Origin of the sequence: Paenibacillus vulneris (genome assembly GCF_039543185.1) — a bacterium.
GTDB classification, from domain to species: domain Bacteria; phylum Bacillota; class Bacilli; order Paenibacillales; family NBRC-103111; genus Paenibacillus_S; species Paenibacillus_S vulneris.
In genome coordinates this window covers 395,669-409,556 of the sequence record NZ_BAABJG010000015.1, presented here as the reverse complement: position 1 = coordinate 409,556, position 13,888 = coordinate 395,669, and the positions used below count along the sequence as shown (strand labels likewise).

At 47.3% G+C, this 13,888-nt stretch carries 14 protein-coding genes; 12 read left to right on the top strand and 2 right to left on the bottom strand.

What is annotated here, in order from left to right:
• Positions 1-100: 100 nt before the first annotated feature.
• From ABEA66_RS15435 to ABEA66_RS15425, 3 genes are all read left to right on the top strand, one after another.
• Positions 101-1,087, top strand: coding sequence for an S-layer homology domain-containing protein (locus ABEA66_RS15435; protein WP_345588612.1), 987 nt, complete (start codon positions 101-103; stop codon positions 1,085-1,087).
• A gap of 282 nt (positions 1,088-1,369) precedes the next feature.
• Positions 1,370-1,873: an RNA polymerase sigma factor gene (locus ABEA66_RS15430; protein WP_345588610.1), complete on the top strand. Its 504-nt coding sequence runs from the start codon at positions 1,370-1,372 to the stop codon at positions 1,871-1,873.
• A complete protein-coding gene (locus ABEA66_RS15425; RefSeq protein WP_345588609.1) occupies positions 1,866-2,888 on the top strand; it encodes a hypothetical protein in 1,023 nt (340 codons plus the stop codon). The genes ABEA66_RS15430 and ABEA66_RS15425 overlap by 8 nt, the downstream gene beginning before the upstream one ends.
• 211 nt (positions 2,889-3,099) lie before the next feature.
• Here ABEA66_RS15425 and ABEA66_RS15420 read toward each other — a convergent pair whose 3' ends face one another.
• The gene (locus tag ABEA66_RS15420) at positions 3,100-4,761 is read right to left on the bottom strand and encodes a S41 family peptidase (RefSeq protein ID WP_179136199.1); all 1,662 of its coding nucleotides are present in this window, start codon (positions 4,759-4,761) and stop codon (positions 3,100-3,102) included.
• A 271-nt stretch (positions 4,762-5,032) separates the two neighbouring features.
• Here ABEA66_RS15420 and ABEA66_RS15415 point away from each other — a divergent pair, with 271 nt between their 5' ends.
• The 3 genes from ABEA66_RS15415 to ABEA66_RS15405 all read left to right on the top strand — a co-directional run bounded on the left by ABEA66_RS15415 (position 5,033) and on the right by ABEA66_RS15405 (position 6,487).
• Positions 5,033-5,422, top strand: a complete 390-nt coding sequence (locus ABEA66_RS15415; RefSeq protein WP_079913212.1) for a hypothetical protein — start codon at positions 5,033-5,035, stop codon at positions 5,420-5,422.
• 90 nt (positions 5,423-5,512) lie between these two features.
• A complete protein-coding gene (locus ABEA66_RS15410) occupies positions 5,513-5,902 on the top strand; it encodes a hypothetical protein (RefSeq protein ID WP_144028009.1) in 390 nt (129 codons plus the stop codon).
• Between the two features lie 177 nt (positions 5,903-6,079).
• A complete protein-coding gene (locus ABEA66_RS15405) occupies positions 6,080-6,487 on the top strand; it encodes a hypothetical protein (protein ID WP_079913214.1) in 408 nt (135 codons plus the stop codon).
• Between the two features lie 139 nt (positions 6,488-6,626).
• On the opposite strand, the gene ABEA66_RS15400 is transcribed toward ABEA66_RS15405, so the two are convergent.
• Complete coding sequence (locus ABEA66_RS15400; RefSeq protein ID WP_144028010.1) at positions 6,627-8,267, bottom strand: AraC family transcriptional regulator; 1,641 nt, start codon at positions 8,265-8,267, stop codon at positions 6,627-6,629.
• 143 nt (positions 8,268-8,410) lie between these two features.
• Here ABEA66_RS15400 and ABEA66_RS15395 point away from each other — a divergent pair, with 143 nt between their 5' ends.
• The 6 genes from ABEA66_RS15395 to ABEA66_RS15370 all read left to right on the top strand — a co-directional run bounded on the left by ABEA66_RS15395 (position 8,411) and on the right by ABEA66_RS15370 (position 13,878).
• On the top strand, positions 8,411-9,412 hold the full coding sequence (locus ABEA66_RS15395; protein ID WP_079913216.1) for an ABC transporter substrate-binding protein: 1,002 nt from the start codon (positions 8,411-8,413) through the stop codon (positions 9,410-9,412).
• Between the two features lie 119 nt (positions 9,413-9,531).
• Entirely contained in the window at positions 9,532-10,494 is a 963-nt protein-coding gene (locus tag ABEA66_RS15390; RefSeq protein WP_345588604.1) for a FecCD family ABC transporter permease, read from the top strand.
• On the top strand, positions 10,491-11,546 hold the full coding sequence (locus tag ABEA66_RS15385; RefSeq protein ID WP_345588602.1) for a FecCD family ABC transporter permease: 1,056 nt from the start codon (positions 10,491-10,493) through the stop codon (positions 11,544-11,546). Before ABEA66_RS15390 ends, ABEA66_RS15385 begins: the two co-directional genes overlap by 4 nt.
• A gap of 20 nt (positions 11,547-11,566) precedes the next feature.
• Positions 11,567-12,409 (top strand): ABC transporter ATP-binding protein, encoded by an 843-nt coding sequence (locus tag ABEA66_RS15380; protein WP_345588600.1) that lies wholly within the window; start codon positions 11,567-11,569, stop codon positions 12,407-12,409.
• 213 nt (positions 12,410-12,622) lie between these two features.
• Positions 12,623-13,138 (top strand): MFS transporter, encoded by a 516-nt coding sequence (locus ABEA66_RS15375; protein WP_345588598.1) that lies wholly within the window; start codon positions 12,623-12,625, stop codon positions 13,136-13,138.
• 77 nt (positions 13,139-13,215) lie between these two features.
• Positions 13,216-13,878, top strand: coding sequence for an MFS transporter (locus ABEA66_RS15370; protein ID WP_345588596.1), 663 nt, complete (start codon positions 13,216-13,218; stop codon positions 13,876-13,878).
• The last annotated feature ends 10 nt before the right edge of the window (positions 13,879-13,888 follow it).

The following is a 13,888-nucleotide window of genomic DNA, read 5'->3' as shown; positions in this document are numbered from 1 at the left end:
AGAAAAAATCACACATTTCATTCCCGTTTGGATGTAACAAAACACCTCAGAATAGCGTTTATATTGTAGAGATAAAGTTACCTCCAAAGGAGTGGAACATGTGAAAAAGTACAAGGTCATGCTTGCAACCGCGTTAATAACTTCCACTATAACTAGCTTTACCGGTCAATCGTCGTATGCTCAAGATATCGCATTTCACGATATAACAACAACGTTCTGGGGTTATTCAAACATCGAATGGGCTCTAAATAATCACATCATCGAGGGGTATCCAGACGGGACATTTAAACCCGACCAGCATGTTGGGGAAGCTGAATTTTTGGCGATGCTAATCAGAGCTTACCAGCCAGCGGAGTTTATTCCGGACCCTAATGCTTCTGATTGGAGTATCCCATATTTTACCTTTCCATCCAAGATGGGCTGGGAGGTTACCAATCCAACATCGGTGGGAACTTCTGTTCCTCTGTCCAGAGGAAAAGCTGCACAGTATCTGGCCAATGCCTCAGGTGAAAAATTAACGATCGACCAATCTATCGAATACTTACTTGGAATCGGCATAATCGAAGGAAAAACAGCAAAGACGGTTGAAGGATATCAGGGTGGCGATAGGGTAACAAGGGCGGAGGCCGTAGCTCTTATTCAGCGTTTCAAGTCTAAACGAGATCGTTTGTTGCCGGCAGGAAAAAAGGAAGAAGCAGGAAAGGAAACGGAACGAGATCAATTAATCATGAAACAGGTTCACGAAATTAAAGAGAAGCTTAAAGTGGGATTATCACAAGAAGAAGTACAAAAATTATTTAAAGAAGAACATGAAATAGCACATGATAACGGTGATTTAGAAAATGGAAGCGATTCGTATTGGAAATATAGCTTTTTTAAAGAACCAGGTTATTTGCGTAAAGATATACCAGATCACGTTATTGACGAAGAAGGACTTAAGAACAAGAAGCTTGGGGCCTATTTATTTATCGGATGGAAAAATAACACATTACACATGTATTCCGTTTCTTACGTTAATCCAAATGATAATAAAATTTATTTGCTTGTTATGAGCCCTGACGGAAAAATGACAGATGAACCTTTGTAGCATCTAAGTATTGATTCACAAGTTTTGTTGACGTCTCTAGGAAGCTACTGTATTTTCATATATTGTACACATCATATGTGGACATCCGTTTCACGGGAACGGAAATGTCCTCTTTTTTTTGTGTAAATAAAGGTGATGGAAGCGGGAAACTTGTGAGGCGTCAACTTCCTTGAACGCTAAATGTGACCAAGCATGCCTATTCACGATACTTTATTATAAAAAAACAATGGATAATGGGATATTTTCGAGTCACCAATCGTGTTGTATGTAGGAGGCGAAAAAATGAATAACAATTCTTTATTGCGTACGGATAAAGAATTAGCCGAACTATATCAACGGCATGCAGATCTAGTTTACAGACTGTGCTATATATATTTGAAAAATCCCGTTGATGCAGAAGACGCTGTTCAGTCTGTATTTCTAAAACTGATCAAATCTCAAACGGTTTTCAACGACCACGAGCATGAAAAAGCTTGGTTGATTGCAACCACCCAAAACTACTGTAAAGACATTCTTAAACATTGGTGGAAAACCCGTCGTGTGGCTTTAGACGCTTTACCGGAAGTTTCTTCTTGGAATGGAGAGGATCCGCCGAGGAAGGTTCTTTCAAAGATGCTTTCGCTTCCCGAAAAATACAAAACCGTTTTATATCTTTACTATTTCGAGGAGTACTCGGTAAAAGAAATATCAGCTATGTTGGGGCAAAAAGAAAGCACGATCCAAACACAACTATCTCGAGGCCGCAAACGACTTAAACTTGACTTGGGAGGGACTTACCTTGAGTAACATACATATTAATCGGATTTTTGAAGCTCTTACGCCAAAACCCGAACAAAAAGAAAAGATGTTTGTTAACATTTTAGTGCAAAGCCAGAATGAAAATACAAGTCACAGAGGATTTGCTCCCGTGAAACGTTTAAGATCTGCAATACTGGCTGCCGTGCTGATGGTTTGTTTGACTACAACAGCTATTGCAGCGGCATATATGGGATTAGATGAAGCTTTATTAAAATTTCTTAATCCAGTAAATAAGGAGCAGGCGCAATATTTGTCAAATGGCGCTTATATGGTTGACAAACAAGTGGCAAATGAGAACGGATCGCTTACTATTAAGCAAGTTATCGGCGACAGCAATCTGACCTATCTCTTAATGGACTTCACTGCTCCAGAAGGCACTGTTCTAAATGCAGCGCGATACCGTTTTGAGGAACCTATGATTAATACAAATCAGAGTTTTAGTACAGGATTTAAGGTGCTAGATGACGGGAACCCAAATGATAATAAAATTCGCTTGGTCATGAGTATCATGACCAAAAATTCAATCGCGGGCCAAACCCTGCATTTCGAATTCAAAAACGTACAAGCAGCGGAACCATTTCCTGGGATTTTTGAAACGGTCATACCGGGTTCTTGGGAAACCACATTTAAGTTGGATTTCAAGGAGTACTCTACCCTTTATCAGATCAATCAAGACATGGACATGTCTGGTTATCCAGCAGTATTAAAAACGATCTCCGTCTCGCCAATTTCGATTTCTTTAAAGATTGAAAGCAGTTCGTTGAAAGAGATTAACGAAGCCGCCGGCCGATTAAAGGAAATTGGCAAAAATGAATATTTGGATAATTACCCTATCACGATAAAGTATAAAGATGGTACCTCAGAAACGACTAGCATTTTTACCGGAATGCATTTGCTGGATTATCTAAATGACCAAATGCTTACGATCAAAACTTTTGAAAATGTTATCAATGATAAGGAAATCGCATCTATCGTATTTTTTGATAAAGAAATTCAGCTATGAAACAGAATCTACAAGAAAAGGGAATACTATGAATGGCCCTTGCACGACCGATGTAAAGGAGCGGGGGAAGGGGAACGGCTGATTTCCAATGCCTGGGGCAATTTAATTACTATTATTTTTAATTAATTGCAGCAGGTAAAGGTTCAGAGTTTATTCCCCATTCCACTAAAGACTCGGAACCTTTTTTAGGCAGAAATGGGCAATAATCACATTAGTTGGCCAACCAACGGAGCCCTTCGTTCAACAAGACGTCTTGCCCGTCAATGTAGACTTGTTTAAACGTTTCCCTTGTCAGGGGAACTCGGATGTCGGGGGCCACGCCGCCTTGCCCAGTATAGTTGCTGTCGACTTGAATTTGTTTGTCTTTATTCAGCGACCGTCCATCCGGAAAGTTGGCTGAATATCCTTCCGGCATGTTGATCGTAATGCGGCTCGACACTATTCCGAACGAGCCGTTCGTACCAGTAAACCCGATCAATTTGACGTTAGGCATCCCTTTCATCACAAGAGGGAGTCCTTCGCCGGAGCTAACCGTCCGACTGTTGATCAAAACCGCTATTTTCCCGGTAAACACATTGCTGGCAGGCTTGATCATGCGCGTTTCGTTGCGGTTGATCTCGAATTTCTTCATATAACGGTTATAATAGCTCGTGTATTCGTACAGTTTCTTTTCCGGGACGAAATATCCCGCTATTATGGCGACGAGATCATCCTCGCCGCCTTTATTGTCGCGAAGATCGAGAATCAGTCCTTTGGCTTGCTCCTTCTGAAACAGCTTCAGCAGATCCTCCAGCGGTTTCTCCGGTTTTCCGATTGGGTCAGACGGGAAGGCGGTGATTTTGACATAGCCATAGCCGTTATCCAGCAGCTTGCCGGTAATCGGCTCGCTGTCAGACGCGCTTGATCTGAGCGATTTGAATTGATCGTCGAAAGCGGTCAGGGTGGCCGTTTTCGCTTCTTTCTCGCCCCAATTTTTGAACCCGACTTCTATTGTTTTTCCGACTGGCCCTCGAGTCATAAACAGCTCTTGATTATTAATTTTGCCTTGCTCCGTTGCCGTAGAGGTCATGGTGCAACCGAGGTCATGCAAAGCGTCTTTGCCGTTCTTCCGATCCCAATTCACAATTTCCGCCCCGACTTTGATCCCGTTCTGGGCAGCCGTACTGTCCGAAACAACGGAACGGACGAACACCGAGCCGTCGTCCAGGCGAATGATGCCGATCCCGAAGCTGCCTCCGACTTCTTTTTTCATGTCCTCTTCATTGTTAAGAGTAACGTGTCCGTCATGAATGGAACAAACATATTCTTTCAGTGTCTTCACGTACAAGGCTCTGTCTTTGTTGCTGTCGGCTTGCTGGAAGATCGGCTCGTATTTTTGCCTGAGAGCGTTCCAATCGATCTTCTTCCATTCCCCGAACGGGTATTCGGCCGACAAACGCTCGTTCATTTTGACAAAAGCCGAAGCGTAGCTCATATTGCCTAAATGGCTTGCCGGGTTGTACCTGAGTTCCCCTGCCACCGTAAGCCCGAGGCCGATCGGCGCCGCCGCGCATACACATAGGATGACCCGAAGCGCCCGGTACTTCGGAACCCTTATCGTGTGTGTCGGTTTAAACACTTTCTTCACCGTGCATAAGAAGACGATCACGGCCGGCAAATAGATCAGGTTCGACAAAGTAAAAAAATCAAGGTCTCCGCTGATAATGCTGGCCGCAACGAGCAGCATTCCGACGCTAGGCATAAAATCGAGCCATCTGTAATGGACTCGAATCGGCACGGCGTACCAGATTAAAACGCCGATCGTGATGATGGAAATTAGCAGGTCATAAACGGTGAACCACTTGACGGAATCAATCATCCCCCATAAGCTCATATGTAAAGCCCTCCAATCGAAGTTGACTCCCGGGATGGGGCGGATGTAATGCACAGATTTCATCATAGCAGAGGAACATGAACAAAACGGAAAGATAAGCTAAGTTTTACCTGAACTTTATCTGAATTTTACCTGAATTTTACCTTTCCGAACCGATAGGGGGATTGGAATCGGGTGACTGTTGATTGGAATTATTGGGGCAGAGGCTGCTAAAAGGAACGATAAAAAGATAGTTTTTATGAGAAGTAATAATAAATAGGTTGGTGATGAGATGATTGCTATAGAAGATTTTACTCGTTATGGAAATTGCTTTTTTACATTTATTTATATCGTTGGTAATATACAATATCGTTCAGGTGTCATGTTTAAAACAGCTTGTTCGGATGAAGATTTTAAAAAAACCTTCCCTATGACTCAAAATACCCTGCTCTGGTTAGAACAAAATATAGAGAGTATCAATATGTTGGTGGAAAACAATCTACCACCTCAGGCAGATCTTGCAGTATTTAAGGAACAGCAAGTAGTGTCATTTTCTCTTATTATTAATGAAAATCATGACCCACCAGAAATACATCTTGCATATGGCGGCGATGGCGTGTATCTCACCGCAACGATAATAGATAAGCAATTAGATTTCGTGGGATTGAATGAGTATTCATAGATTCCATAGGGTAAAGTAACTCCGAGCAGTTATGTAACCGTAAGGAAATCGTTAAGATAAAATGGAAGTTTCATGGAGAGGGGATTTTCCGTGATTAAGCATAGTGATATGGAACTTATACAACGAAGGATTGAAGTTGGAGACGCATCCTTGGTTGATAACGAAATCGTCAAAAAGTTTCTTACGTGGCTTCCGAGTTACAATTGCGAATCAGCTGCAGAAGGATATTTCTCCATTCTTTCGTCAATTGCGAAATACAAACCCCAAATCATTGAGCCGCTGTTAAAGAAAGCAATCGAACCAATATATTTTTTGGGTTATGATAGTTCAAAGGATATTATTGGTTGGGCATCCCATTTCGCCAATAGCTCGAATGTTGCTTATAAACCATCTGAATCAGGAAGAGTTTGGTTGACTCATGAATTACCTAATTACGAGGAATTCATTGAACGCTGCCTGAAAGAATATATGTCTGAATGAAATTAAGATTTCATGTGAAGGTTCTGATTATATACAGATTTGGGGATAGTGGATTACAAGGAACTACAGGAAAGAATGATAAAAACAAAGTAAAAAAATACTGTGTTTTTTGTTGCGCGATAAATTTATAAAATGGACATTTCAACGGATGCTAGATAATTAGAACGGAGGGTAAAAATGGAGGATGAAAGTCCATTATACATCACGGGAGCAGCGATTAAAAGTCTTACAAGTAAATTAGATTTACCTACTCTTGAGCCGATTAGGCAAGATTGGGAACTCGAAATAACTGATTCGTCGAGAGTACTGGAATTTATCATTTTTTATGAAAAGCATGTCCTTAATGAAAATGAACGGTTCGCACTTATGGCATTGATTATCGCTTCATATGATGACTATTTATCTGGCGGGAATGTACCAGATTTTGTATGGACAAAAATTAAATATTTTCTGTTAAAACACTTCGCTATTCATAAAAATAAAATCATTTATTGGGCACTTGAAGAAGAAAATGATATAGAGAATTGTTTTGCTATAACTCCATTAATGAGGGAGGTTCTAGAAAATAAAACAACTATTGGCTGAATTGGCTCCATTAAGAGAAGCCAATTACCACCTTGTTTATTGATGGAATTCATGAGAATTATGATACATTCGATGATGTTGAGCTGTACCAGATAGTTTCCCTTCGATCTCTACTGAATGAAACCCGGCAAGATAGATGTTAATTCTTAGACAAGCTGTTAACCAGCTCTTCGGCGATGCATCTTCTTCCCTGGGGGGTCCAACTCATGACAAGCCAATTCGGAATGAGATGGATTTTCCGATTATGACCGGGCGGATTCAAATCGAATGGTATCGCTTGCGGCGGCTGCGTTCCGGATTCCCCGCTCATGAGGGGAGGAGTATCCAGCTTGATGACGAATAGGTGATCCGATTCCAGTCTGGGCACCTCTCCCAAAAGCCTCTCATCCCGCATTTTATTCCTCGGTACCCCGGACCCGGGCAGCAGCCCGAGTTCCTGATAAATCAAGTCGTTCAACGGATGGAGGACCGTCCCTTGAACACGGATCCGCTGCGGCAAAAGTTGAACAACAGCAACGCTGCTGTTATTCCCGGGGGATGCCATCAGAAGCCCCTTCGCTTCATTTATACTCACATCCAGTCGAGCCATGCTTTGCTCGGCTTCTTTCTCGCGTCCGACCAGCTCGGCAAGCTGGCGGTATGTCGCCCGCCAATCCAGCCCATGTTCGATAAACGCCGTTGGAGCAATCCGCTTGAACTCTTCATAGCACGACCGCTGGGCGAAATCCGCGATAATCAAATCCGGTTTGGCCAGACGCAGCTGCTCCAACTGAGATAATAACTGGCGGCTGTATTCATGGTCGTTCATCCACGGATATCTGTAGCAATCTACTGCAGCTACCGCCTCCATGCCCATGGAGGAGAGGTTCTCATGAAAGCCGCAACGAGATGCAGTCGCCACTCTCAATCGCTCTCTTTTAATAAAGTGAGAGGGGGACAAGCCCACTGTTTCTTTGAAGATGCGGCTGAAATAGTACTCACTTCCGTAACCGACGGCAACGGCTACTTCTTTGATAGAGACGGATGGCGAGAGGAGCTGCTTGGCCTTCTCAATCCGAAGGCTGTTTAAATAATCGGTAGGCGATTGTCCTGTGGTGCGTTTAAAGCTGCGGCAAAAAGCATTAGGCGTCAGCTTCGCCAGGCCTGCCAGCGTATTGCGGCTGATCTTTTCCTGAAAATGCTCGTGCATATAGGCTATACATACATCCAAACCAGGATCGGGGGTCCGGTTCGCATGCTGAAGCGGGGCTGAACGGAGAACCAGCTCAACAAGAGATTGAAGCAGCAGGTTTGAATCGACAGGAGACGACCGCACCAAGGCTGCGTCATCGGAGCTCGCCGAATCCATCTGGTACTTCCTGCCAAGGGCATACATCTGCTCGATTTTGCGCTCCACCTCTTGGGGATTCTGAAGTGGCTGAGGGCCAGGAGGGAGAAGGGACGATGGGGAAGTACCGCCGCTTAATGGGGTTAACTCCCATTGTCCCCGCCGCCTCTCTGCCTGCAATGCTTCGAACAGCACCACATAATACACGGATTCTTGGCTTGTAACGGACACGTCCAAATGACTGCCTGCAGGCAGGAACCACAGCTGCTGCGGCTGTACAGAATAAGCCGTCCCGTCGATAGCTGCGGTCCCGCTCCCTTTGGCGATCCAGCAAAGCATGGGCACGGGGAGAGGACTTCGACGCAAGCGAACCGCATGGGCCCGCTCGTATTTTCGCACGGAGGAAAGCAGATACATTGTATAGGGTCTCTTATGGTGAATGGATAAGGCCAAAACACGTCAGCTCCTATCTAAAAGAGGTAGATTTGTACAATAAAACGGATACTTCAGGACATGGACGATTCTTCCAGTACGTATTACACTATACCAATAATGATAACAAGAATCATTATCAACAAACAAGGGGAGAGAACTTCATGATTCAGAAATATCCGCAACGCACATTTTTTACGATGCTGTTTCTGTCGCTGATACTGATCGTTTCTGCATGCGGCTCTACAACAGCGAACACACCTGCTGCAGACAGTGCCACCAAAACGGTAGGGCAAGCAGGCGGTCAGCAGCCTGATGCCAGTGCACCCTACACCGTAAAGCATGCGATGGGGGAAACCACGGTAAAAGGAACGCCAAAGAGAGTGGTCGTACTGGTTAATGATGCGGTGGAAGCATCGCTGGCGCTAGGCTTTAAGCCCGTCGGTATGGTCAAAGCCTGGGGTGTGCAGCCGTACTACGATCATTTAAAGAGTCAGCTCGAGGGAGTGCAGATCGTAGGGGATGAGAATCAGCCCAACCTGGAAGCTATAGCTGCCTTGAAGCCGGATTTGATTATAGGCAACAAGCTTCGTCAGGAAAAAGTATACGACCAGCTAACAAGTATCGCGCCGACCATTTTCTCCGAGCGGACGAATTCGGATGCGCTGATCAATTTCAAAATATATGCGGAAGCATTGAACAAGAAGGCTGAAGGCGATAAGCAGCTTGCTGATTTTGATAATAAGATCAAGGATCTGCGTGCGAAGCTGGGTGATAAAATCAACACCAAAATTTCGCTTGTCCGGTTCTATATTGGTGATAAAGTGCGCATCTATTATAACGATACGTTTGCAGGCGGTATTTTGAAGCAAGTGGGTCTGAAGCGTCCAGAAATTCAAGATAAGCCTACATTCGCCGACATTATCGGCAAAGAGCGCATACCGGATTTGGAAGGGGACATCTTATTCTACTTTACACTGGAAGACGAGAAGGGAGAAACAACCAAAACCGAAAAAGCATGGCAGGAAGAAACATTGTGGAAAAACCTGGATGTCGTTAAAAAAGGTAAAGCGTTTAAAGTGAACGATGGGATTTGGAATTCCTCCGGCGGCATCATTTCAGCAAACTTACTGTTGGATGATCTGGCGAAATATATATTGAATTAATGCAGCTTACCCGCATCCGGAAACGGATTCCTATGCGGGTTTCTAGCTTTTCATTTTATAAAGAAGGGTTTCGTAGGATGATACTTCAAAGTACAGGATCCAAAATGATAGGAATCGTTGTGAGTTTACTACTCCTCGTCGTGCTATTTGCGGCAAGCATTGTATACGGTTATGCGGATACGACTTGGTCCATGGTTTGGCGAGCGTTCCAGCAGGCTGATGGATCGAACGCTCAGGTCATTATTCGGGATATTCGTGTGCCTCGCGCTATCGTTGCTTTATTGGTCGGTGCGGCATTAGCGGTGTCCGGGGCGATGATGCAGGCGCTGACCCGCAATCCGATGGCTTCTCCCGGTATACTGGGCGTGAATGCAGGCGCTGGTTTTTTTGTCGTTATGGGCGTGACGTTCTTGTCGTTATCCAGCCAAGGGGAGCTGATCTGGTTCGCCTTAACAGGAGCGGCTGTCGCGGCTGTATCGGTGTATACGGTCAGTTCGGTGGGGCGCGAAGGTATCACGCCACTCAAGCTCACGTTGGCCGGAGCGACCATGGCCGCCCTGTTCTCTTCGTTTACGTCAGCAATGCTAATCTCGGATGAGAAGACGCTGGACAGCGTCTTTTTCTGGCTGGCCGGCTCCGTAGAGGGGAGGAAGATGGAGCAGATCCTCACGATGCTTCCGTTTTGCCTAATCGGGCTGTTAAGTGCATTCCTGCTAAGCAAAGCCATGAATGTGATAGCAGTAGGGGAAGAGGTAGCTACCGGCCTTGGTCAAAATACGTTTCGTGTGAAGCTGGTTTCCTTACTGGTCGTCGTACTCCTGGCAGGAGGAGCGGTTTCCTTGGCGGGACCGATCGGCTTTGTCGGACTCGTCATCCCGCATTTGGTGCGAGGGCTGGTTGGTAACGACTACCGCTTCGTTCTCCCGTATTGTGCCATTCTTGGTTCGGTGCTCCTGCTTGCGGCGGATATCGGTGCGCGCTTCATTGCTTTTCCCAAGGAAGTACCTGTCGGCGTCATGACAGCTATTATTGGAGCTCCCTTCTTTATTCATCTAGCCCGAAAGGAGCTGTTAACTAAATGAGCAGCCGGTATGCTACGATTCGATGGCCGCGGCCAAAGCTATCCTTTATTTATGAGAAAAAAAGCGCCTGGATGTCACTACTCCTGCTCCTTATGCTAGCATTGCTTGCTGTCTTTAGCGTAGGCATAGGCACGCTCTATATCTCACCGCTGCGGACGATCCAAGTCATGCTCGGGATGGGCACGGGCACGATGGAAGCGAACATCATTCTGAATTTCCGGCTGCCGAGGATTTTGCTGGCTGGAATGGCAGGGATGGCATTAGCCTTAGCTGGCACCATTCTGCAAGCGGTCGTCCGAAACCCGCTGGCCTCTCCCGACGTGATTGGCGTCACCAGCGGGGCGGCGATGATGGCGGTACTCTATTTGGCGGTTTTTCAGGTCAAGACGAGTATTGTCTGGATGCCGCTATTTGCTTTTGCCGGTGCGGCTGTGGTATCGGCGATTATTTATTTTGGAGCCTGGAAAAAGGGCGTATCACCGCTGCGCATGATTCTGGTCGGATTGGGTGTGAGCGCGCTGCTTGAAGCGCTTAAGACACTTTTTCTCGTATTCAGTCCGATATTTGTCACGAGTCAGGCAAAAATTTGGATCACAGGAACAGTGTATGGCGCCACCTGGACCTCCGTGAAGTTCTTCGCTCCCTGGCTCTTGCTGTTTATTCCGCTGTTGTTTGTTCTGGCAGGCCGGATGAACATCCAAGTTCTCGGCAATGAGCTGCCGGTTGTGCTGGGAGGCCGAATCCAGCTGCAGCGATTCGCGCTCCTCGTGACGGCCGCGGCTCTGTCGGGCTCTGCCGTTGCTTTTGTCGGTGGAATCGGCTTTGTTGGGCTGATGGCGCCGCATCTGTCCCGCAAGCTGGTAGGTGGCTCTCACGGCCTTCTCTTGATTTGCTCGGCTATCGTCGGAGCTATACTGCTGATTGCCGCCGATCTTATCGGACGCACGGTGTTTGCGCCTCGCGACGTACCTGCAGGGGTGTTCACGGCCGTGATCGGTGCGCCCTTGCTTTTGTACCTGCTGATCAAGACAAAGAAAAAACAGACGGAATAGAAAGGGGATATGCATCCATTATGAATAAGCTTGCCGCTCAATCGTTATCGCTTTCTTATGGCGCTGCGCTCATTATCGATCAGCTTGATTTGCAAATTCCGCAAGGAAAAATCAGCATCTTGATCGGAAGTAACGGGTGCGGGAAATCGACGCTGCTCCGTTCCTTCGCCCGCCTGCTGAAGCCTGAGCAGGGCGCGATCCTGCTCAATGGCCGGGGCATTTCCCAGATGTCTACCAAGGAGATCGCCAGGCAAATGGCGGTTTTACCGCAGGGACCTGTGCTGCCCGAGGCATTAACTGTTCTGCAGTTGGTTCGGCTGGGCCGTTATCCGCACCAGAAGCTGTTCCAGCAATGGTCGGAGGAGGATGAGCGCCAAGTGGACAAAGCACTTCGGATGACGCATCTGGAGTCGCTGCAGGACCGGGCGGTTGACTCCCTCTCGGGAGGGCAGCGGCAGCGGGCCTGGATCGCTATGACGCTGGCGCAAAATACGGAGGTGCTGCTGTTGGACGAACCGACCACCTATCTGGATATGGCGCATCAAGTGGAGATCTTGGATCTGCTGTACGATCTTAATCAGGAAGAGCAGCGAACGATCGTCATGGTGCTCCACGACTTGAACCTCGCCTGCCGGTATGCGCATCATATCATTGCGGTACATAACAAAGGAATCCATTCGCAAGGGCTGCCGGAGGAGATTATGACGAAGCAGATGATTAAGGACGTATTCGGCATGGATTGCGAGATCGGCACGGATCCTCTCTTTGGTACGCCTGTATGTGTTCCGCATGGCAAAGGCCGAAAGATCATTGCCCGGCATGACTTTAAGGCAAAACAGGAATTGCGTAAGGCACAAGGATGAAGGGGACATGAAAAGGATGTCTGTCCCCGGGCACGTTGCCAGAAGAGGGACGCGTACTCCGATTGGATAATCCAAAACTATACGATTAGAGCATACTCGTCCCACATTAACCATGATAAGATAATTCACGGGGAGGGATAAAAATGATAATCATTATCAATGTAGAGGGGGCGGGGTGACGAAGGACAGCTGCCTTAAGCAGTTTCCAGTGATATGACCAATTCGTTGCGATGCAATTTTGGATTGCTATGGGGCAGCCATTTTTTGTCTGTTTTAAGCTCGATGGTGATTGCTCCTTTAATGCCGTTCTATATGGAGCAGTTAGGCGCAGGTGACCAGGCCGCGGTTCTGCTATGGAGCGGCTTGGGCTTGACGGCTCCTGCAGTATCGGCCGCATTGACGGCCCCGTTATGGGGCAGGCTTGGCGACGTCACCAGCCGCAAATGGATGGTGATTCGGGCACTGGGAGCCTCCGCCTGCGTACTGGCAGCGATGGGCTTGGCCAACACACCGTTTCAGCTGTTTCTTCTCCGTTTTCTTCAAGGAGCCTTAGGAGGGGTTGTCGATGCCGTAGGAGCTTTCGCAGCCTCCCAAGCAGGCAAAGAGGAACAGGGGAAGGCACGCGGGAAGTTGGAGGGAGCTCTTGCTGCTGGCTCAATGCTCGGACCGTTGCTCGGGGGGGTCCTGATGGGCGCCATCGGGTTCCGTTATATCCTTCACTCCTTATAGCCATCCTGCTAGCACTATGGACGATACTATGCGCGTTTCTGTTGAAGGAGAGGCAGTCGGAGAAAAGAACAGCTGCCGTGACACAAACCGGCATAACAGCCCCATTGCGAGGGCTGCTTCATAAACGTGAGCTACGTCTGTTTCTCTTGGCAGGAATCACAGCTAACTTCGGCATCTTCGGGCTGCTCCCCGTTCTGCCGCTGCATCTGAAGCCTTATATCGGCACATCAGCTCAGACGGCCGTATGGGTAGGTATTTTACAAGCCGTACTTTGGGCTGCCGTATGGCTCACCTCTTCCTGGTGGGGGCGTCGTAACGATGTAAGCCCGGTTCATCGCAATTATGCCCTCGCCGCCGCATTATGCGGAGCCGCGATTGTCCTTCAAGCGTTAGCACCGGGAATGGAATGGCTAGTGTCCAGCCGGGTTGTGCAAGGGGCGGCCTCCAGCGCGCTTGTACAATCGGTTTTTCTCGTAGTCACAAGATCTGCGCCGGAGGGGGAGCTGGGAACGAGATTAGGTTTTACGCGCAGTATTTTATTTACAGGACAAATCGCAGGTCCTATGACTAGCGGTCTACTGGGAACCATGTTGAGCACCTCCGGTTTGTTCGTTTTGCACGGAGCTGCTATCGCCGCAGGTGGCCTGCTGGTCGGGCTGTTCGCTTCCCCGAAGCTTGCACGGCGCGGAGTAGAAGATATTCCGGGCTGCGGTCACCGCCCTCTGCCCAACGAAAAGTAAAGGAGCCAAA